The sequence below is a fragment of the Lachnoclostridium phocaeense genome, from assembly GCF_959599685.1.
Taxonomy (GTDB): Bacteria; Bacillota; Clostridia; order Lachnospirales; family Lachnospiraceae; genus Claveliimonas; species Claveliimonas monacensis.
In genome coordinates this window covers 29652-48561 of the sequence record NZ_CAUGIN010000016.1, presented here as the reverse complement: position 1 = coordinate 48561, position 18910 = coordinate 29652, and the positions used below count along the sequence as shown (strand labels likewise).

Here is an 18910-nt window from a genome sequence, read left to right as displayed (position 1 = left end):
TGCCCTTCTCTCCGTACAGATTTATACTAGCATATTATAACGCAGGAATACCCTGGCTTGTCAAGTAATGCGCCCCTTTTGGGATCCCTTTTACAACTCTTCCAGCTCTTCCTTAAAGCCTTCTCCCACCACCTCATTGGACTCCATGATAATAGTAAAAGATTTGGGATCCACCTGTCTTGCCAGCCTTTTGATGGTGTACATTTCTTTATTGTTGCTGGCGCACATGACAATGTCCTTCTCCTGCCCTGTGTAACTGCCGGTTCCTTTGATGATGGTGGAGCCTCTGTCCAGGTATTCATCGATCTTGCCGGACACCTCTTTACCCTTGTCCGTAACGATCAGCGTCATTTTTCCTTCGTCTATACCGTACATGATGCGGTCCATCACAGTGGCCATGAGATACGTCACGATAAGGCCGTAGATAAATCCGTCCACATCCTTGAACACGATCACGCTTCCCAGCACAATAGTCATCATGTCCAGCACAAATGTGATCACGCCCAGCGTCATGTGGGGCTTCACTTTCCTGATCGCCACACTGATAAAATCCTGCCCTCCGGTGGATGAGCCTCTCATAAAGATCAGCGCGTATCCGACGCCTGTCAGCACGCCCATGCACAGAGCAGCCAGGAGTCTGTCTCCTTCATATACAGGAAGAAGAGGAGACACATAGTCCATCAGAAACGATGAGATGACCATGGATTTCACTGACTTCAGAAAAAACGTCCTTCCCAGAAATTTATAGCAGAAGATCGCCACCGGCACATTCAGTATAATGGTCCCCGCGCCCACCGGAATGCCAAGGAGGTGATACAAGATAATGGCCATGCCGGAAAATCCCGCCACCGGGAAATTGGCATACAGGGCAAAGTTATAAATTCCTATGGCAATGACCATACCTGCTACAATATCTATCAGTATGTCCATGCCTATCTCTTTCCAATTGATGCTTTTCATTTATTCTTTCTTCCTTTCCACTTCAATGACAGCTGCCCGTCGGATGCCCTCTCGTGGAAGAGCGGCGGCCTCTCTCCGGGCGTATCGCACAAAAAAGCAGCTGCAAACTATAGAATTATAATTCGCTGCTGCTCTTTTACTTATTCATTATATCGGTCTGTTCCTGGTCTGTCAATCGTTGGTGTCATCTTCCGCTTTTTTGAGAAAGCTGCCTCTCACCACCGCGTCCTCCCCGAACTTTTGGCGGATCTGATCCAGAGCCCGGGACAGTTTCTCCTGCTTCAGGGCGTTTGCAGAGCTTCTCTTCTGCTCTCTGGCTTCTGCAGGCTTTTCTCCCGGCACGCTTCCCTTACCCGCTTTTGCTGTTCTCTTTGCCATCTGCCCTGTCCCCGCCGGAGCCTGTGCATGAGGCAGGTCAAAGATGCTCATCTGCCAGGGCTCATCCTCCCTCACCAGCTTGGAGGTGCGGATGCCAAGAAGACGTATGGGCCGCCCGTCCCACAGCTCATCAAAGAGTTCCATGGCAGTCTGGTATATCCCTGTGTCGCTTGCCGTCTCTGCAAAGAGCTGCTTCTGATGGGAGCTGGTCTCAAAGGTGGCGTACTTGATCTCCACGCTGACCATGCCCGCCTTCTGTCCGGCTTTCCTGAGTCTTCCGCCCACGCTCTCGGCCAGTCCGAGGAGGATCTTGGCCGCCTCCTCCCACTCTGTCACGTCCGCAGGCAAGGTGGTGGAGTTGCCGATTCCCTTTGCCTCTGTCTTCCAGGTGACCACGGGGGAGTCGTCAATCCCGTTGGCAAAATTCCACAGCATCCGTCCGTGGCTTTTCAGATGCAGCTCCAGTATCTTAGGGTCCGCCTGAGCCAATTCTCCGATGGTGCGGATGCCCAGCTTTTTCAGCGTCTCCACGCTGGAACCGCCGGCCATGTACAGCTCCCGTACAGGTAGGGGCCACATCTTCACCTTGATCTCTTCCGGGAAAAGGGTGTGGACCCTGTCCGGCTTCTCAAAGTCCGAGGCCATCTTGGCCAGCAGCTTGTTGGAGGAGATACCTATATTGACTGTAAATCCGAATTTCTCCCGCACCCTGTCCTTGATCTCAAAAGCCGCGGACACGCAGGAGTGATACCTGTGGGCGATACCGGTGAAATCCAGGTAGCACTCGTCCACGCTGACCTGCTCAATGTCCGGCGTATAGGTGTGCAGGAACTCCATCAACCTTCTGCTGTACTCGTGATACAGAGCATGGTCCGGCGGCTCCATGTGGATATCCGGACACTTCCGCAGGGCATTTGCCACCGGCTCTCCGGTGTGTATCCCGTACTTTTTTGCCGGGATAGATTTGGCCAGCACTACGCCGTGTCTGGATTTCCGGTCCCCGCCTATGATGGCGGGAATGGTCCTGATATCAAGCGTGGCGCCGCTTTTCAACTGCTCCACAGCAGTCCAGCTCAGGTACGCCGAATTGACATCGATATGGAATATGATGCGGGACATAGGCTTTCCTCCTCTCCCCCCGGATCCGCGGATTTCTTCTTTCATTGTATCCGGCCCGCCGCAAATGTCAATAAATACACTGAAAAAGGGGCGACGCCTCTGTAAAGCGCCTCCCCTGTGTGTTTCATTTCTGGATATTGCGGACTACTATACAGCTGTCAGTCCCTCTTTTACCCTGGCCGTCAGTTTTCCATCCTGGTCATCTATGAGGATCGTGTCGCCGCTGCCCACATTGCCCTCAAGCATCAGCCTTGCGGCCGTTGTCTCCACATTTTTCTGCAGATACCGCTTCAGCGGTCTTGCGCCGTACATGGGCTCGTATCCGCCCTCCACGATGCGGGCCTTGGCAGCCTCTGTCAGCTCAATGCCGACCTCCTTCTCTCTCAGCCTGCGGTTTACGTCCGCCACCAGCAGGTCGATGATGTGGTAAATGTTGTCCTTTGTCAGAGGCTTGAACATGATGATCTCGTCCAGACGGTTCAGGAACTCCGGACGGAAATGAGCCCGCAGGTCGTCCGTCACCGCCTTCTGGCTTGCCTCGCTGATGTTTCCGTTCTCGTCAATCCCTTCCAGCAGGTAGGCTGAACCGATATTGGATGTCATAATGAGAATGGTGTTCTTGAAGTCCACGGTCCGCCCCTGGGAGTCTGTGATACGGCCGTCATCCAGCACCTGGAGGAGCACGTTGAACACATCCGGGTGGGCCTTCTCCACCTCGTCAAAAAGGACCACGGAGTAGGGCTTTCTCCTGACCGCCTCTGTGAGCTGTCCGCCCTCATCATACCCCACATATCCCGGAGGAGCTCCGATGAGCCTGGACACGGAATATTTCTCCATATACTCACTCATATCGATGCGGACCATATTATTCTCATCGTCAAACAGGCTCTGGGCAAGCGCCTTTGCCAGCTCTGTCTTACCCACGCCCGTGGGTCCAAGGAAGAGGAAGGAGCCGATGGGTCTTGTCGGGTCCTTGATTCCGGCCTTGGACCGGATGATGGCCTCTGTCACCAGCTCCACAGCCTCGTCCTGCCCTACCACACGCTTGTGCAGCTCATCGGCCAGGTGCAGGGTCTTGCTCCTCTCACTCTCGTTCAGCTTGGCCACCGGGATGCCGGTCCACTTGGAGACGATCTTGGCGATCTCATCCTCTGTCACGCTCTCATGCACAAGGGAGAGGTCCTCGTCTTTGACCTTCGCCTCCTCGGCCTCCAGCATCTTCTGAAGCTCCGGAAGCTTCCCGTACTGCAGCTCCGCCGCTTTCTCCAGGTCGTAGGACTGCTGTGCCTTCTGGATGTCGCCCCGTATCTGCTCAATCTGCTCCCTCAGCTTCTGCACTCTCTCCACGCTGACCTTCTCGTTGTCCCACTGGGCTTTCCTTGTGGCAAACTCAGCCCGCAGCTCTGCCAGCTCCTGCTGCAGATGCGCCAGGCGGTCCTGGCTCAGCCGGTCATCCTCTTTTTTAAGGGCTGCCTCCTCGATCTCAAGCTGCATCACCTTCCTGCGGAGCTCATCCAGCTCTGCCGGCATGGAGTCAAGCTCTGTCTTGATCATGGCGCAGGCCTCATCCACCAGGTCAATGGCCTTGTCCGGCAGGAACCTGTCTGAGATGTATCTGTGGGAGAGGGTGGCCGCAGCCACAAGGGCGCCGTCTGTGATCTTCACGCCGTGGAAGACCTCGTACCTCTCCTTCAGCCCGCGGAGGATGGAAATGGCGTCCTCCACTGTGGGCTCATCGACCATGACCGGCTGGAAACGTCTCTCAAGAGCCGCGTCCTTCTCTATATACTGTCTGTACTCATCCAGCGTAGTGGCTCCAATGCAATGGAGCTCTCCTCTGGCCAGCATGGGCTTCAGCATATTGCCGGCATCCATGGCGCCGTCTGTCTTTCCGGCTCCCACGATGGTGTGGAGCTCATCGATAAAGAGGATAATTTTACCGTCGCTGTTCTTGACCTCCTCAAGAACGGCTTTCAGACGCTCCTCAAATTCTCCTCTGTATTTCGCACCGGCCACCAGGGCGCCCATGTCCAGGGAGAAGATCGTCTTGTCCTTCAAAGTCTCCGGCACGTCGCCGCTCACGATCCTCTGGGCCAGTCCCTCCACGACGGCTGTCTTGCCGACGCCGGGCTCACCGATCAGAACCGGGTTGTTCTTTGTCTTCCTGGAAAGGATCCGGACCACATTGCGGATCTCGCTGTCACGTCCGATGACAGGATCCAGCTTCTGGTCTCTTGCACGGTCCACCAGGTCTGTTCCGTATTTGTTCAGAGTATCGTAGGTGGCCTCCGGATTGTCGCTTGTCACCTTCTGGTTGCCTCTCACTGTGGAGAGAGCCTGCAAAAAGCCCTCCCTGGAAATGCCCAGCTCCCGGAAGAGCTGCTTTATCTCCCGGCTGGGATGCTTCAGAAGTGCCAGGAAGAGATGCTCCACAGAGACGTACTCATCGCCCATCTGCTTCATCTCGTCCTCGGCGCTTATGAGTGCCTTGTTCAGATACTGTCCCACATAGGGCTGGCCGCCCTGCACCTTGGGCCGCTTTGCTATGGCCTGCTCCACCCGGTCCACGACCAGATTTTTATCCAGTCCCATTTTCTCCATCATCTTTAAGATCAGGCTGTCATCCTGGGTCAGCAGAGCATAGAGAAGATGCTCCTGCTCGATTTCCTGGTTGCCGTACTCCATTGCTGTCTTTTCGCAGTCCTGGACCGCCTGCAGGGATTTCTGTGTAAATTTATTTATATTCATAAAGGTCCCTCCTTGCCTTTCACTGAAAAGGCGCCCTCTCAGGCACCTGGTTTTCCTGTTCTATTAGGAATATAACACTTTTTATCAGCACTGTCAACACTCGAGTGCTAATTTCTGAATTTTTCAACCGTCTACCCCAACCTAGTAAAAATTCCCATAATATCCTCACTTTCAATTTTTAATTTCCTGTTCAGCAACTTAGGATTTACTTAACAATATGTGCCGTGATAATTGTATAACTATCTGAATTGATAGTGATTTTGATATTTTCAACTTCACAATACCAATTTTTACCTCGTTTGTATATATTGCATTTTTTATCTAGCATCTTATTTTTGCAATACTCAACAACATCATCTGTATCTATTTTTAGATTTCTTTTTATTCTACCAACTCCCATTTCAGTTGTATGAATTTTGTCAATATTATCAAGTAATATCTTTTTATTTTCCATTTTTCTCCTTAAATTCCAGTTTATCGCTCGTCATACAAATAGGGATTTGTCAATTTCTTTTCATATACAATAATGGATATGGATTCCCCTATACAACCAGTTCACCTATTGCATAATTTTCAATACCATATTGTAGTAACTGTTTTCCTACTCCTTGTCCTCTGTATTCATTTGAAACAAATAACATTTTAGGCGTCCCATCTCAAATCAAGTTTCATATCTTTTGCGATTTTCTCAACTCTATAACTGGTATTTGTCTATTAATCGCCTAATATATTGCGTACGGTTCCGTACTTTTACCGTCATACACAAATACCTTTATTTCCGTATTTTCATCTACTTCGGCATGAACACCCACTGTATATTCTTTATCGGTTACTTTCAGAAAAGAACAGCTGCCACCTGCGGGAATGTTATCAGAAACAATTTCCTTCTCTCCCGCGCTTAGTAAGTGAACAACAATATCAAAATCATTTCTATTCTGAATCGTCAGTGCTCCTGTTTGGGATATAACCTTTACATCAGAATAAGTTATTACATACTCGTCAGAGGATTCTGCACAAGATACTGAGCAATCCCACTGTGTTATATTCCCTGTAGCTTGGTCTTTTCTATATGATTCAGAAGACCTGTATATTACGAATATAAGAATTGCAATTATAGCAAATACAAGCAATGAACTTAATAATAATGTTATTTTTTTCTTCATTGCCATTCCCTCCACAAACTTCGATTTGTCGTCTTGTTCGACTTCTTGAAAAACTATAATTTAGTCAACTTGGAATTATAGTTTTAAATCATATTCTTTTGGGCTTTGAGCACTTATAGTCACAAATCTTAATTGCTCTTTTTTATCATAAGCATTTTTTAATATCATATATCCATTGATCATGCTAACAGAATATCTTTTTATAATGCTTTTTAAATTGTTGTATATTTTTTTGCTACTTTCATTATCATACCAAATTGTAGATACCGTTGTAGGCAAAATAGTATTCTCAGCATATAATCCACCCAAATCAATAACAATACTTGTTTCATTTGACTTTTGATTTATATGTTTATAATTATCAAGTCGTACTATTTTATCGCTTTTTATAACAAGATACTGATTTCCTATATGACTTCCATTAAGAGAAAAGCCAAAATTATCTGTTTTAGTAATGTCTGTTATTTTATTGCTATCGCTTTTACCGCACCGATAATAGTTTACTATATTGTTTTTTTGAAATTCATTGAATATATTTTCTAAATCTTTTTTCGTTCCAAACACTCGAAAGCTTCTTGAAATCATTTTAATCACCCTTACAACTTCCAATTTTCTGCTCGACAACTTCCAAATCATCAATCTATTTAGCCTATTATAACACCCTGAATATTCCCCTGTCATTCTATTTCTCGCTCATACGGAATGGCCATACAGAAAGGGAGCGGAACATCATCTGTCCGCTCCCTTTCAAATATTTTTTCATCATCCTCTGGAGACCGTCCACATCTCCTTGATCTGGCCGGAGATATCGCTGTAGTTCCAGGTCTTCTCCGTGTTGCTGATGCTGAAGGGGTCGTTGACCGTCACCTGGCCGTTCTCATAGCCGGTGAGCACGATGAAATGTCCCCCGTCCGTGAAATCCCCCGGCAGCATGCTGCAGATCACAGGGTGTCCTGCCTGCAGCTGGGCGGCGAGGGTTCCCTCATCCATCATTCCCTCCTGGCAGGTCAGGCCCCACTGCCGGGCGGCGCTGTCCAGGAAAGCCCAGTAAGTGTTGTTCTCCCCGTCTATGAAACCGTTCTCCTCGCTGTATTTCGCAAGCCGGTAGGGGGTGGCTGTCGTGTCGCCGGTCAGTCCCACGATGACCATGGACATGCAGGTAGGACCGCAGCCGCTTGAGGCAATGGTGCTTGTGCCGTAGGAGCTGTACCCCCACCGCTCGTCCCACTGGAGAAAGTGGGGAATGGCCCCGTTCCCTGTAGATGTCTCCACCGTCTCCGGAACAGGCTTATCTTTATTCTCTGCATAGTCCCGCACAAAATCCAGCGTCTCCTCATTCTGGTCAATAAGGCCAATGATCTCGTCCGGACATCCCTCAGCTCTCGCCTGCTCCTTCACAGCAGCGATCTCCTGGGCTTTCTTCTCCTCCGGTGTGAGCTGCTGCTCCCTGGCCTCCTGCTCCTTCTGGCGTTCTTCCTCCCTCTGCCGGGCTTCCTCCTGGATTCTCTGCTGCTCGGCATAGTGCATGGCAAAGCCCCCCGCAATGCCGGCTGCCAGGATGAGGACAGCTGTCCCCAGTATCAGTCTCTGTGTTTTTCTTCTGTCTCTCTGTTCCTTCAGACCTCTGCTGCCATCCGCAGATTTTCGCTTTTTGTCTTTCCAAATATGTATCACGTCTATCTTCCTCTTCTGCTATGGTTATTTTCTGATGGACAAGGCCGCCAGCAGAGCGCCTGCGGCAATGCAAATATCCCCCAGATTAAAGGTCAGTCTGGAAAGTCTCTTCCATCTGCTCTTAAAAGCTAAATAGTCCACGACCTTTCCCCGCATGGTGCGGTCGTAAAGATTGCTGAACGCTCCTCCGGTGAGAAGCATCATCCCCGCTTTTTCCACTGTATGTCCCTTTTTTCTCATAAGAAATGCATCCCGCACAAGAAGGACAGCTCCCAGCAGAGCTGAGAGCTTCATCACAAACTGAGGATATTTCTCCAGCAAATTAAAAGCGGCGCCCCGGTTGTACACTTTCCGCAGGATCAGATGACCGCCGACCATCTCCAGGTCCTGTCCCTCGGCCACATTGTCCAGGACATATTGCTTGATCCCAAGATCCAGAGCCGCGGCCGCCGCTGCAATGGTATAGAATATCATTTACATTTCCTCTTTTATGCGCACGATCTGCTCCTCGTATTTCTCGATCTGCTCATCTCTCTTCTCGATGGCCTCGCACAGAGCGATCATGTCCATATCCTGTATCTCATTTTTGGTAAATTTTTCGTATACGGCTTTTCCGATATCCTCGAAATCTCTCTGATTGCCCCTCTTCAAAAAGCGGATCTCACTTTTCAACTTCTGGACTTCCATCGTGTCTCCCGCCTTTTTGCTCAGATCACTCGCCACATCTGCCACTTTTTTCCCAAATTCATCAAAAAAATCTGCCATAATTCATCTCTCCTTTGCCTCAGATCTGTCTTAAGCGGTCCAGCGTCCTGTACAGATCCAGCGTTCCGTATCCCCACTCCCTGTTGGGATACGCTTCCCCCGGTCTCTGCCGCGCTCCAAGGATCAGCAGGTTCTTGAGCTGAAGGGTGTCCGCCCCTCTGCTGCCTGTGTAGTACAGGATCCATTCCATCAGGAGCGCCGCAGCACCGGCCGTGATGGCCGCAGCCGCGCTGGAACCGGACCGGACAGCAAACCTGCCGCCTGGCAGCGCCCCCTTCACATCTACTCCCGGGGCTGCCAGATCCGGTTTTATCTTGTCAGTTCTAGTATATCCTCTGCCGGAATGAATATCAACACTATTCTCCCGCCCATTGTAGAAAGCCGCTGTGATAGCCGAGCGCACTGCCGACGGGGAGGTAAGAGTGATGTCCGGATTGGAGCGCAGAAAGTAGACCTCCCCGTCCAGGAACTCCTGCACAGGCAGCCACATGTGAAAGGCGCCTCCCGCAAGCTGCACCGGCTCCACCTGGATCTTCCAGATGCCGGGAGCCGGCGCTCCAAAGCGGAAAAAGATGAGCTGGGAGTCATTTCTCTCCACCAGCAGGCGATAGTCCACAGTCACCAGAGTACCCTCAAAGACAAACCGGAACTGGGAGCTGCCTCCCTGGATAATGGGGATCCTGCCCCGCACCTCCCCGGAGGGGGAGACCAGGGATACAGTCAGGATGTTGGGTATGTCTGTCCACAGCTCTGCCACGAATCCGCGCACGTTTTCCCCAACCCGGATCTCCACCTCCTCCTGATCCTCCGCACTCTCCAGCATGCCATAAAAGTGGTGACGCATGGAGGCCTCATTGCCGGTCCCAACTACGATCCCTTTGTTGATACTGTTAGAATAGTATTCCAGCATCACCGCGAGAGGAGTGGTGCCATTGTGCCCACCCATAGAGCTCCCCAGGGCAATACACAGGATCAGGGGAAGCCCCCTCTTTGCTGCCAGTTCCGCCAGATACCGTATGCCCAGCATAATGTCATTTTCCTGGTAGCAGGGCGCATTTTCCGCTATATAGTAAAAATCCCGCAGATACTGTTTCGCCTCCTTCAGCTTGACAACGCCAATCACCGCCTCGGGAGCTGCCCCCAGAAACTGGTTCTCCTCGTCCGCTCCCCCGGCAGCCAGGCTGGCCACATAGGTGCCGTGTCCATTCTCATCCCGGCTGGGCACTACCGAAAAAGGATCTTCCTCCCTTAGTGCCCTGTCGATAGCTTCCCTTGTGTATTCACTCCCGTAAAACAAACCTTCCGGCATCTCTCCGTCCTGGACAGTCTGGTCCCAGATCGCCTCCACCCGGGTACTCCCGTCCAGGTTTCGGAACACAGGATGCGTATAATCGATACCTGTGTCCACAAATCCGATCATCACATTCTCTCCCATCAGCTCCAAAGTGGGGTAGTTCTGTACCGGAGTGATACCCGCCTGTCCCATAGCCGCCATATCCAGGAGGGTGTAGCACTGCGGGATAGAACTGTACGTAAAACTACCGAAATTCAGAGGGTCCGCCAGCACCTGCTCCACGTAGATCACATCGTACCCGGCCTGGGTCTTCTGCCGGCAGAGCTGTTCCTCCGGCACCGTAAACGCGATCCTGCTTCCTTCTGACTGTATAATAAAATCCCTGTACTCTTCCGAGAGGATCCGCTGACGGCAGATCTGTCTGTCCGCCATATAGAAAACACCTCATATACTTTTGTATTCAGTATATGAGGTGAAAATCACTCTATGACGTTTTTAAATCCCAGGACTTTCCCGGCCTTCCTTCTGTCTTCCTAGCTCTCCAGCCGCAGGGGAGCCTGTCCCCGGAGGGTGATGACCGGCCCGCCGGTACCCTCTATGTAGCTCTCCGTGATGGTGACCTGACCGATGCTGTCATCTTTGGGGATCTCATACATGATATCCAGCATAAAGTCCTCAATAATGGCGCGCAGCGCCCTGGCCCCCGTATCCTTCTTCATGGCCTTTCTGGCGATGGCGCGCAGGGCGTCCTCGTCAAAGTCCAGCTTCACTTCATCCAGCGCCAGCAGCTTCTGATACTGCTTGAGGATGGCGTTCTTAGGCTCTTTCAGAATCTTGACCAGCATATCCTCATCCAGTCCCCGGAGGGTGCAGATAATGGGAAGACGTCCCAGGAACTCCGGTATCATTCCGAAATTTCGCAGGTCTTCTGTGGATACCTTGGACAAAAGGTCTTTGTCCTGATCATACTTATCCTTCAGGTCCGCGTTAAAACCGATGGAAGACTGTTTGGTCAGCCTCTCCTTGATGATGTTGTCCAGATCCGGGAACGCGCCGCCACAGATAAAGAGGATGTTCCTGGTGTTGACCGTGGTCAGAGGCACCATGGCGTTCTTGCTGTTGGCCCCTACCGGCACTTCCACTTCACTGCCCTCCAGAAGCTTGAGCATTCCCTGCTGTACAGACTCACCGCTCACATCCCGCTGGTTAGTATTCTTCTTCTTGGCGATCTTGTCGATCTCATCAATGAAGATGATGCCCTGTTCTGCCTTTTCCACATCGTTGTCTGCCGCCGCGAGAAGCTTGGACACAACGCTCTCAATGTCATCCCCGATGTAGCCGGCCTCGGTGAGGGAGGTGGCGTCTGTGATGGCCAGAGGCACATCCAGCAGCCGGGCCAGGGTCTTCACCATGTAGGTTTTTCCCGAACCGGTGGGCCCGATCATAAGAATGTTGGATTTCTCGATCTCTATATCATCCATCGTGTCTGTGGCCACCCGCTTGTAGTGGTTGTACACTGCCACGGAGATCACTTTCTTGGCATACTCCTGCCCCACTACATACTCGTCCAGTCTAGCCTTGATCTTGTGGGGAGCCGGAATATTTTTGATATCAATGAGAGGCGTCTTCTCCTCCCCCTCTTTTTTCTTCTTGACTTTCTGCTGGCGGGGAGCCGCGTTTTCCAGATCCGACATGTTAAAGATCTGGACACCCGGTATGTTCATCAGTTTGCTGTAGTCGATCTGACCGCTTGTCATGGCGTCAAAACTCTTCTGCATGCAGTCCGAACACACGGAAATATTGTTGGGGAGGTCGATGAGCTTTCCCGTCACACTCTCGGGCCTGTGGCAGATAAAGCAGAACTTCTCATAGCCGTCATCCTTCTTTGTATCTTCCACATGCACATCTTTGTCTTCTACTTTTTCTATTTCGTTTTCATTTCTGTTGTTCTCGTTCTCTGACATGATACATCCTTTCTATTACAATGCCCGGACATCCCCCTGCTCCAGCATCTGAAGAAACTGCTCTTCTGTCAGTATAGGTATGCCCAGTTCTTTTGCTTTCCTGTTCTTGGACGATGTGGAGGCGGCATCATTGTTGATCAGATAGCTGGTCTTTGAGGTGACAGAGCCTGTCACCTTGCCTCCCCTGCTCTCGATCAGGCTTTTGAGCTCGCTCCGGTTTGCAAAATGTTCCACGCTCCCGGTGATGACAAAGGTGGTCCCCTCCAGGTTCCTTTCTCCCTCATCTGAAGCCTCCTGCTCTACGTGCACTTCCCCCAGAAGTTCCCTGTACACCTTCCGGTGCTTCTCATCTCCAAAGTAGTCCACATAGGCTTTCGCGATCACGCCACCTACGCCGGAGACAGCGCTTAAGTCTTCCTCTGTCAGATCCGGCATCTCCTCCGGTGACACGCCCGTCTCCCGGCAGATCACCCTGGCATTAGCCACGCCGATGCCCGGGATGCCCAGGCTGTAGAGCAGGCGGGGAAGAGTAGTCGCTCTGGCCTTCTCCACGCTCTCCATCAGGTTCTGGTAAGATTTCTCCCCAAATCCCTCCATCTCCTGGATCTCTTCCTTATAACGGTCCAGGTGAAAAAGGTCATCATAGGTGCGGATAAACCCTCTGGCAATAAACTTTTCCAGCGTAGCTTCTGAGAGTCCTTCCATATTCATGGCATCCCGGCTGACGAACAGGGCATAGGCTTTGATCTGCTTCGCCTGACACTCCGGGTTGGTACAGTAGAGCGTCTTTGCACTGCCGTCCTGCCGGATCTCCGTCCTTCCCTGGCACACCGGACAGGCTTCCGGGATATCCCTCACGCCGCTGCCAGTGAGATTTCTGGCAATCTGGGGAATGATCATATTTGCCTTGTACACTTCGATCCGATCGCCGACGCCCAGCTTCAGCTCCTCCATGATGCTGATATTGTGCACGCTGGCACGGCTCACTGTGGTACCCTCCAGCTCCACCGGATCGAAGATGGCCACCGGATTGATAAGGCCGGTCCTTGAGGGGCTCCACTCGATCTGCCGCAGGATGGTCTCCCGGGTCTCGTCCGCCCACTTGAATGCATAAGAATCTCTGGGAAATTTTGCTGTCCTTCCAAGAGATTCCCCGTACCTTATATCATCATATATTAGCACAAGACCATCTGAGGGAAAATCGTTTTGCGCTATTTTTTCTGAAAATTTAATAACTTCCGCCTCAATATCTGCCGGCGCCACCACATAGTGCTCCACCACGTCAAAGCCCTGGCCCTTCAGCCAGTCCAGCTGGCGGGCCCTGGAGTTGCCGAAATCCACTCCCTCCGCCCGGACAAGGGAAAAGGCGTAGAACTGCACATTCCTCTTTGCCGTGATCTCGCTGCTCCGCTGGCGCACAGAACCGCTGCACAGGTTCCGGGGATTTTTATACCGGGCATCCGCATCCGGTATCTCCTGGTTGATCCGCTCAAAGTCCCGGTAGCCGATGACAGCCTCCCCCCGGAGGATCAGCTCCCCTTCGTAGGGGATGCGCAGCGGGATATTCTTAAACACACGGGCATTGCCGGTGATCACTTCCCCCACTTCACCGTTCCCCCGGGTAACAGCCTTCGTCAGCTCCCCGTTCTGGTAGGTGAGGACGATGGTGAGCCCGTCCATCTTCCAGGACATGACCACATCATGCTCTCCGGCAAATGCCCGAAGGTCTTCCACATCCTTTGTCTTGTCAAGGGAGAGCATGGGGCTCTCATGCCTCTCTTTTGGCAGTTCACTGACCACCTCGTATCCCACATGGATGGTGGGGCTGCCTGCCAGGGTGACATGGAGCTCTTTCTCCAGATGGACCAGCTCATCGTAGAGGGCATCATACTCGTAGTTGCTCATGATCTCCCGGGATTCCTGGTAGTAAGCCCGGCCGGCCTGGTTCAGAAGATCCACCAGCTCCTGCATCCTCTGCCTTTTCTGTGTTGTCTCCGCTTTTCTATTTTCTGTCCCGCTCATATTTTGCTTCTCCTGTCTGCTTTTTTCTGGTTTCTCCGGCCAGGGAGCGGAGCATCTCCAGCTCCTCCCCCTCCACTTTCCGGTATTCGCCGGGCTTCAGGTCGCCCAGCACAATATTCATGATCCGCACCCGCTTCAGCGTCCGCACTCTGCAGCCGCAGGCCTGGCACATTCTCCGGATCTGCCGGTTCAGGCCCTGGGTGAGGATGATGCGGAAGGTATACTTTCCTTCCCGCCGCACTGTGCAGGGCCTTGTCACGGCGTCCAGCCCTTTCTCCTCATCCACGATATGGACGCCAGCGCTCATCTTCTTTATAAAATCCTCCGTGATCTCCCGATCCACGGTGACCTTGTACTCTTTTTCATGGAGGTTTCTTCCCCGCATGATCTGGTTGATCAGATCCCCGTCATTGGTCATGAGCAGAAGTCCCTCCGAGTCCTTGTCCAGTCTTCCCGCGTAGGTGACGCGGACAGGGTAATCCAGGAAGCGGACAATGTTGTTCTTCGTCCGCCTGTCCTCTGTGCAGATGATACCCACAGGTTTGTAGACAGCCAGGACGACCTTCTCATCCTTTCCGCCAATGATCCGGCTGCCCACCTGGACCCTCTGGCCCGGCTGCACCTTCATGCCGCATGAGGCCCGCACGCCGTCCACCAGCACCTGTCCGCTCTCAATGAGGCGGTCCGCCTCCCTGCGGGAGCAGATGCCTGCCTCGCTTATATATTTATTAAGACGGATCCCTTCCATGTATCCTCCTGCCTTCCTGTCTTTTCTCCCGCGCTCTGCGCGCAGATATTACCACTACAATGTGGTCATTAGGTAATTATACCATGCTTTCCATCCCCGTGGAACACTCGGAAATCAAAAATCAGTGTTTGTAAAAAGGCAGAAAATATACTAAAATGGTTGTAATGCTATTCACACTCAGAAAGGATTATTTCTATGACCATCTTAACGCTGGACACGAAAAAATGTATGTCCTCCCTGCTTCTGTCAGAAGCATTTGACCACTTCTTTTTCATCGAGGGAGAGATCACAACCTTTGGAAAATTTACCATGGACGGCTACATGCAGAAAGACTTTTTCGAGGAGCCCCCGCAGCAGTCCTACGCCTTCTGGAAGGACATCAGACCCTACTGCTTTTCTCTCATAAAAGGAAAGCGCACTCCTCTTGGCTTCCGGTTCATTTTCTCCCTGTCCGGCGACGACATTCCCGCCTTCCTTGAAGAACACAGGCTGGACTTCACGCCCCAGGAGATCCAGGGACTTTTCCTGAATTTCCGCTTCGACGGTTCCCGCCTCACCTGCACCACAGGGGTGTCTGTTTCAAAGTTCACACTGGACAAATCTCTTGAGCAGACCTGGGACAAATGGGCACAGGTCCTCTTTGCAGGACTTCAGATCCCCTTCGAATCAGAACTCTAAAAAGGACTGCGCCCCTCTGCGCAGTCCTTTTTCTATATCTTCATGTATGTAGGTCTTTAGCCTTTCAGTCTCTCTGTAAAATCAGCCATGGCCTCTGAGATCTTGATCTGCTGGGGACAGACTGCCTCGCAGCTCCTGCAGCCGATGCAGGCGGAAGGTCTCTTGTCCTCCGGGAGCGTCGACACCACCATGGGCGCGATAAATCCGCCGCCTGTGAAGCAATGCTCGTTGTAGAGCTCCAGTATCCTCGGGATATCCAGCTCCTGGGGACAGTGGCTCACGCAGTAGTGGCAGGCTGTACACGGAAGGACGATCTTCTTCACCATGTCGTCGGCAATGCCAAGAAGGGTATCCATCTCCTCTTTATTCAGCGGCTTATCCTCCTCAAAGGTGGCGATATTCTCTATCAGCTGCTGTGCGTTTGACATACCGGACAGAGTCACCTTCACCTCAGGCATGCTCTGCAGGAACCGGAACGCCCATGCCGGGATGCTATCCTCCGGGCGGAGCGCCTCCAGCTTCTTTGCGGCCTCCTCGTTTATCTTTGCGAGGGAACCGCCGCGCAGCGGCTCCATCACCCACACAGGGATGTCATATTCCTTCAGGAGCTCCATCTTGCCCTTTGCGTCCTGGAATGTCCAGTCCAGATAGTTGAGCTGGATCTGGCAGAATTCCATGTCTTTTCCGTACTTCTCAAGGAAACTCTTCATCACGTCGTAGTTTCCGTGGGCGGAAAATCCCAGATGGCGGATACGTCCGTTTTTCTTCTGCTCCATGAGATATTTGTGGATGCCGTGGGACTCATCCAGGTAAGCGTCTATGTTCATCTCGCACACATTGTGGAAAAGGTAGAAATCAAAATACTCTGTCTGGCACTTCTTCAGCTGCTCCTCAAAGATTTCCTCCACCTTGTCCATGTTGGAGAGGTCGTAGCCCGGGAATTTATCAGCCAGGTAAAAGCTCTCCCTTGGGTATTTGGAGAGAACGCGGCCCATCACCAGCTCGGAGGTGCCGTTGTGGTATCCCCAGGCAGTATCGTAATAGTTTACACCGTGGTCCATAGCATACTGCACCATATCGGCTGTGGCGGCCTCGTCTACCTTCGCGTCATCGCCGTCAATGACCGGCAGGCGCATGCAGCCCATGCCCAGGGCAGACAGCTTTAAATCTTTGTAATCTCTGTAGATCATCTTTGTCCACTCTCCTTCTCTTCATTTCAGTCATCCTGTATAAAAAGTATCAGGGAACTATATTTTATTATAATTCCCCGATACGAGAACCGCAAATACTTAAATAAAATACCCGGTCATACTTATTTTCTATACTTTTTATTTTGTCAGCAGCAGCATGATCTCGTTGCTCCTCTGTACAAAGGCTGTCATCTCCTCCGGTGTCAGAGGCTTGTGTGCCAGCATGGCCATGTCGTAGAGCTGTTTGCAGATGACAGGTGTGTTCTCATTGTCTCCGTGCTCTGCCACAAACTGTACAAGAGGATGGTTGGCGTTCAGCGTCAGTGTGATCTCGCCGCCAAACATGGATGCATCCATGCCTGCCATGCCGTACATTCTCATCATCTCCTGCATACGGCGGCTCTGCTCGGACAGGGTGATCATGGAAGCCACCTTGTCGTCTTTCAGTTTCTCCACTTTCACGTCCAGCTTGTCATTTTCCATAACTTTGCGGAATGTCTCCACAAGAGCGTCCGTTGTCTTCTGGAAAGCCTCTTTGTCCTCTTCTTTTACTTCCTCTTTTGCATTGTCCGTAATGTCCGCGTCAATGCGCTGGAACTGCAGGTTCGGGTTTCTCTGCTCAAGCTGGGTGATGAACGGAGAGTCGATGTTGTGGTTCAGGATCACCGCATCCTGCCCCTGGTTTTTAAACATGTTAATGTACTGGCTCTGCTGCTGCTCGTCAGATACATAGTAGATGGTGGTCTTGGGCTCTTCCTTCTTCTCCTCGCCCTCCTTTGGCTCCTCTTTTTCCTCCTTGGGGTCGATGAGCTTACCGCCGTTTGCCTCCACGCACTCTTTCAGCGTCATGTATTTGTGATCCAGGCTCTTGAAGAGGATGTAGTCCATCATCTTGTCGCAGAATTTCTCGTCCTTCAGGCAACCGAACTTGATGAACGGGCTGATGTCATCCCAGTATTTCTCGTAGTTCTCCTTGTCAGTCTTGCACATGCCGCTCAGCTTGTCGGCAACCTTCTTGGAAATATAGTCTGCGATCTTATTTACAAATCCATCGTTCTGGAGCGCGCTTCTTGATACGTTCAGCGGCAGGTCCGGACAGTCGATGACTCCCTTTAACACCATCAGGAACTCCGGAATGACTTCCTTGATGTTGTCCGCGATGAACACCTGGTTGTTGTACAGCTTGATGGTTCCCTCGATGGAGTCGTACTCTGTGTTGATCTTGGGGAAGTACAGGATACCCTTCAGGTTGAACGGGTAATCCATATTCAGGTGGATCCAGAACAGTGGCTCCTTGTAGTCCAGGAATACCTTCCGGTAAAACTCTATATAATCTTCCTTTGTGCACTCATTTGGATGCTTTGTCCACAGAGGCTGGGTGTCGTTCACCGGAACAGGACGCTTGTTGATCTTCACCCTGTCTCTGGCAGGAGATACTTCCACCATCTCCTTCTCCCCGTTCTCGTTCTCCTTCTCCTCCATCTTTGCATCCTCGTGGATGTGCTCTACGACCACATCATCGTCCCGAAGGTCCGCCTCATCGATGGTCTCATACTCCTGCTCGGCATTGGCCTTCTCAAGGAAGATCTCCACCGGCATGAAGGAGCAGTACTTCTCCAGCACTTCACGCACTTTGTACTCGTTGGCAAACTGGAGGCTGTCCTCATTTAAGAACAGGGTGATCTCCGTCCCCACTTCCTGCCGGTCTCCATCGGACATCTCATACTCTGTGCCGCCGTCGCTTGTCCAGTGCACAGGAGCTGCCCCCTCCTGGTAGGAAAGTGTGTCGATGTGTACTTCGTCCGCCACCATGAAAGCGGAGTAGAAGCCAAGACCGAAGTGACCGATCATGTCATCCTCTGTCGTCTTGTCCTTGTATTTCTCCAGGAACTCTGTGGCTCCGGAGAAAGCGATCTGGGTGATGTACTCCTCCACCTCGCCGGCTGTCATTCCCACACCGTTGTCGATGAATTTCAGTGTCTTGTCCTCCGGGCTGACGATCACACGGATCCGGGCCTTGTAGTCATCCGGAAGCTGGTACTCTCCCATCATATCCAGCTTTTTCAGCTTGGTGATGGCGTCGCATCCGTTGGAGATCATCTCACGGACAAAGATATCGTGGTCTGAATAGACCCATTTCTTGATAATAGGAAAAATATTTTCGCTGCTGATAGACAGACTTCCTTTTTTTGCTGCCATTTATATCA

Annotated in this window: 17 protein-coding genes; 1 reads left to right on the top strand and 16 read right to left on the bottom strand. The window is 51.6% G+C overall.

The genetic code is table 11. From position 1 onward, the window contains the following. Positions 1 to 90: 90 nt before the first annotated feature. The 14 genes from Q5911_RS08875 to Q5911_RS08810 form a co-directional block, all read right to left on the bottom strand. Positions 91 to 960 (bottom strand): YitT family protein, encoded by an 870-nt coding sequence (locus tag Q5911_RS08875; protein ID WP_076776285.1) that lies wholly within the window; start codon positions 958 to 960, stop codon positions 91 to 93. Between the two features lie 171 nt (positions 961 to 1131). Continuing rightward, the gene (locus Q5911_RS08870) at positions 1132 to 2457 is read right to left on the bottom strand and encodes a DNA polymerase Y family protein (protein ID WP_303182419.1); all 1326 of its coding nucleotides are present in this window, start codon (positions 2455 to 2457) and stop codon (positions 1132 to 1134) included. 147 nt (positions 2458 to 2604) lie between these two features. Further along, positions 2605 to 5205: an ATP-dependent chaperone ClpB gene (clpB, locus tag Q5911_RS08865; RefSeq protein WP_076776279.1), complete on the bottom strand. Its 2601-nt coding sequence runs from the start codon at positions 5203 to 5205 to the stop codon at positions 2605 to 2607. A 205-nt stretch (positions 5206 to 5410) separates the two neighbouring features. Next, positions 5411 to 5659: a DUF3781 domain-containing protein gene (locus Q5911_RS08860; RefSeq protein WP_087173799.1), complete on the bottom strand. Its 249-nt coding sequence runs from the start codon at positions 5657 to 5659 to the stop codon at positions 5411 to 5413. An 88-nt stretch (positions 5660 to 5747) separates the two neighbouring features. Beyond that, positions 5748 to 5846, bottom strand: coding sequence for a GNAT family N-acetyltransferase (locus Q5911_RS14945; RefSeq protein WP_143468814.1), 99 nt, complete (start codon positions 5844 to 5846; stop codon positions 5748 to 5750). An 81-nt stretch (positions 5847 to 5927) separates the two neighbouring features. Further along, positions 5928 to 6368 (bottom strand): hypothetical protein, encoded by a 441-nt coding sequence (locus Q5911_RS08850; RefSeq protein ID WP_242957751.1) that lies wholly within the window; start codon positions 6366 to 6368, stop codon positions 5928 to 5930. A gap of 75 nt (positions 6369 to 6443) precedes the next feature. After that, positions 6444 to 6962, bottom strand: a complete 519-nt coding sequence (locus Q5911_RS08845) for a hypothetical protein (protein ID WP_162610269.1) — start codon at positions 6960 to 6962, stop codon at positions 6444 to 6446. A 168-nt stretch (positions 6963 to 7130) separates the two neighbouring features. Then, the gene (locus Q5911_RS08840; RefSeq protein WP_303182418.1) at positions 7131 to 8042 is read right to left on the bottom strand and encodes a C39 family peptidase; all 912 of its coding nucleotides are present in this window, start codon (positions 8040 to 8042) and stop codon (positions 7131 to 7133) included. 24 nt (positions 8043 to 8066) lie between these two features. Further along, positions 8067 to 8516, bottom strand: a complete 450-nt coding sequence (locus Q5911_RS08835; protein WP_076776267.1) for a signal peptidase II — start codon at positions 8514 to 8516, stop codon at positions 8067 to 8069. Next, on the bottom strand, positions 8517 to 8807 hold the full coding sequence (locus tag Q5911_RS08830; RefSeq protein WP_303182417.1) for a hypothetical protein: 291 nt from the start codon (positions 8805 to 8807) through the stop codon (positions 8517 to 8519). 19 nt (positions 8808 to 8826) lie between these two features. Continuing rightward, positions 8827 to 10533, bottom strand: coding sequence for a S8 family peptidase (locus tag Q5911_RS08825; protein WP_076776264.1), 1707 nt, complete (start codon positions 10531 to 10533; stop codon positions 8827 to 8829). A 101-nt stretch (positions 10534 to 10634) separates the two neighbouring features. Beyond that, positions 10635 to 12065 (bottom strand): ATP-dependent Clp protease ATP-binding subunit ClpX, encoded by a 1431-nt coding sequence (clpX, locus tag Q5911_RS08820; RefSeq protein WP_076776262.1) that lies wholly within the window; start codon positions 12063 to 12065, stop codon positions 10635 to 10637. Positions 12066 to 12080: 15 nt separating this feature from the next. Then, a complete protein-coding gene (ligA, locus tag Q5911_RS08815; protein WP_303182416.1) occupies positions 12081 to 14087 on the bottom strand; it encodes an NAD-dependent DNA ligase LigA in 2007 nt (668 codons plus the stop codon). After that, positions 14068 to 14835 carry a pseudouridine synthase gene (locus tag Q5911_RS08810; RefSeq protein WP_076776258.1) on the bottom strand — a complete coding sequence of 256 codons (768 nt, stop codon included), beginning with the start codon at positions 14833 to 14835 and terminating at the stop codon, positions 14068 to 14070. Before Q5911_RS08810 ends, ligA begins: the two co-directional genes overlap by 20 nt. A gap of 195 nt (positions 14836 to 15030) precedes the next feature. On the opposite strand from Q5911_RS08810, the gene Q5911_RS08805 reads away from it, so the two are divergent. After that, positions 15031 to 15513: a DUF5721 family protein gene (locus tag Q5911_RS08805; protein ID WP_303182415.1), complete on the top strand. Its 483-nt coding sequence runs from the start codon at positions 15031 to 15033 to the stop codon at positions 15511 to 15513. A gap of 56 nt (positions 15514 to 15569) precedes the next feature. Here the strand turns inward: Q5911_RS08805 and Q5911_RS08800 are convergent, their stop codons facing one another. Further along, complete coding sequence (locus tag Q5911_RS08800; RefSeq protein ID WP_303182414.1) at positions 15570 to 16703, bottom strand: aldo/keto reductase; 1134 nt, start codon at positions 16701 to 16703, stop codon at positions 15570 to 15572. A 138-nt stretch (positions 16704 to 16841) separates the two neighbouring features. Then, the gene (gene htpG / locus Q5911_RS08795; protein ID WP_303182413.1) at positions 16842 to 18902 is read right to left on the bottom strand and encodes a molecular chaperone HtpG; all 2061 of its coding nucleotides are present in this window, start codon (positions 18900 to 18902) and stop codon (positions 16842 to 16844) included. Positions 18903 to 18910: the final 8 nt, after the last annotated feature.

What these genes read in the sequence shown, in the direction of transcription:
- Q5911_RS08850 (WP_242957751.1), bottom strand. Translation starts at nt 6,368, where the DNA reads ATGAAGAAAAAAATAACATTATTATTAAGTTCATTGCTTGTATTTGCT.
- Q5911_RS08825 (WP_076776264.1), bottom strand. Translation starts at nt 10,533, where the DNA reads ATGGCGGACAGACAGATCTGCCGTCAGCGGATCCTCTCGGAAGAGTAC.
- Q5911_RS08870 (WP_303182419.1), bottom strand. Translation starts at nt 2,457, where the DNA reads ATGTCCCGCATCATATTCCATATCGATGTCAATTCGGCGTACCTGAGC.
- Q5911_RS14945 (WP_143468814.1), bottom strand. Translation starts at nt 5,846, where the DNA reads ATGTTATTTGTTTCAAATGAATACAGAGGACAAGGAGTAGGAAAACAG.
- Q5911_RS08860 (WP_087173799.1), bottom strand. Translation starts at nt 5,659, where the DNA reads ATGGAAAATAAAAAGATATTACTTGATAATATTGACAAAATTCATACA.
- Q5911_RS08805 (WP_303182415.1), top strand. Translation starts at nt 15,031, where the DNA reads ATGACCATCTTAACGCTGGACACGAAAAAATGTATGTCCTCCCTGCTT.
- clpB (WP_076776279.1), bottom strand. Translation starts at nt 5,205, where the DNA reads ATGAATATAAATAAATTTACACAGAAATCCCTGCAGGCGGTCCAGGAC.
- ligA (WP_303182416.1), bottom strand. Translation starts at nt 14,087, where the DNA reads ATGAGCGGGACAGAAAATAGAAAAGCGGAGACAACACAGAAAAGGCAG.
- htpG (WP_303182413.1), bottom strand. Translation starts at nt 18,902, where the DNA reads ATGGCAGCAAAAAAAGGAAGTCTGTCTATCAGCAGCGAAAATATTTTT.
- clpX (WP_076776262.1), bottom strand. Translation starts at nt 12,065, where the DNA reads ATGTCAGAGAACGAGAACAACAGAAATGAAAACGAAATAGAAAAAGTA.
- Q5911_RS08810 (WP_076776258.1), bottom strand. Translation starts at nt 14,835, where the DNA reads ATGGAAGGGATCCGTCTTAATAAATATATAAGCGAGGCAGGCATCTGC.
- Q5911_RS08830 (WP_303182417.1), bottom strand. Translation starts at nt 8,807, where the DNA reads ATGGCAGATTTTTTTGATGAATTTGGGAAAAAAGTGGCAGATGTGGCG.
- Q5911_RS08800 (WP_303182414.1), bottom strand. Translation starts at nt 16,703, where the DNA reads ATGATCTACAGAGATTACAAAGATTTAAAGCTGTCTGCCCTGGGCATG.
- Q5911_RS08875 (WP_076776285.1), bottom strand. Translation starts at nt 960, where the DNA reads ATGAAAAGCATCAATTGGAAAGAGATAGGCATGGACATACTGATAGAT.
- Q5911_RS08835 (WP_076776267.1), bottom strand. Translation starts at nt 8,516, where the DNA reads ATGATATTCTATACCATTGCAGCGGCGGCCGCGGCTCTGGATCTTGGG.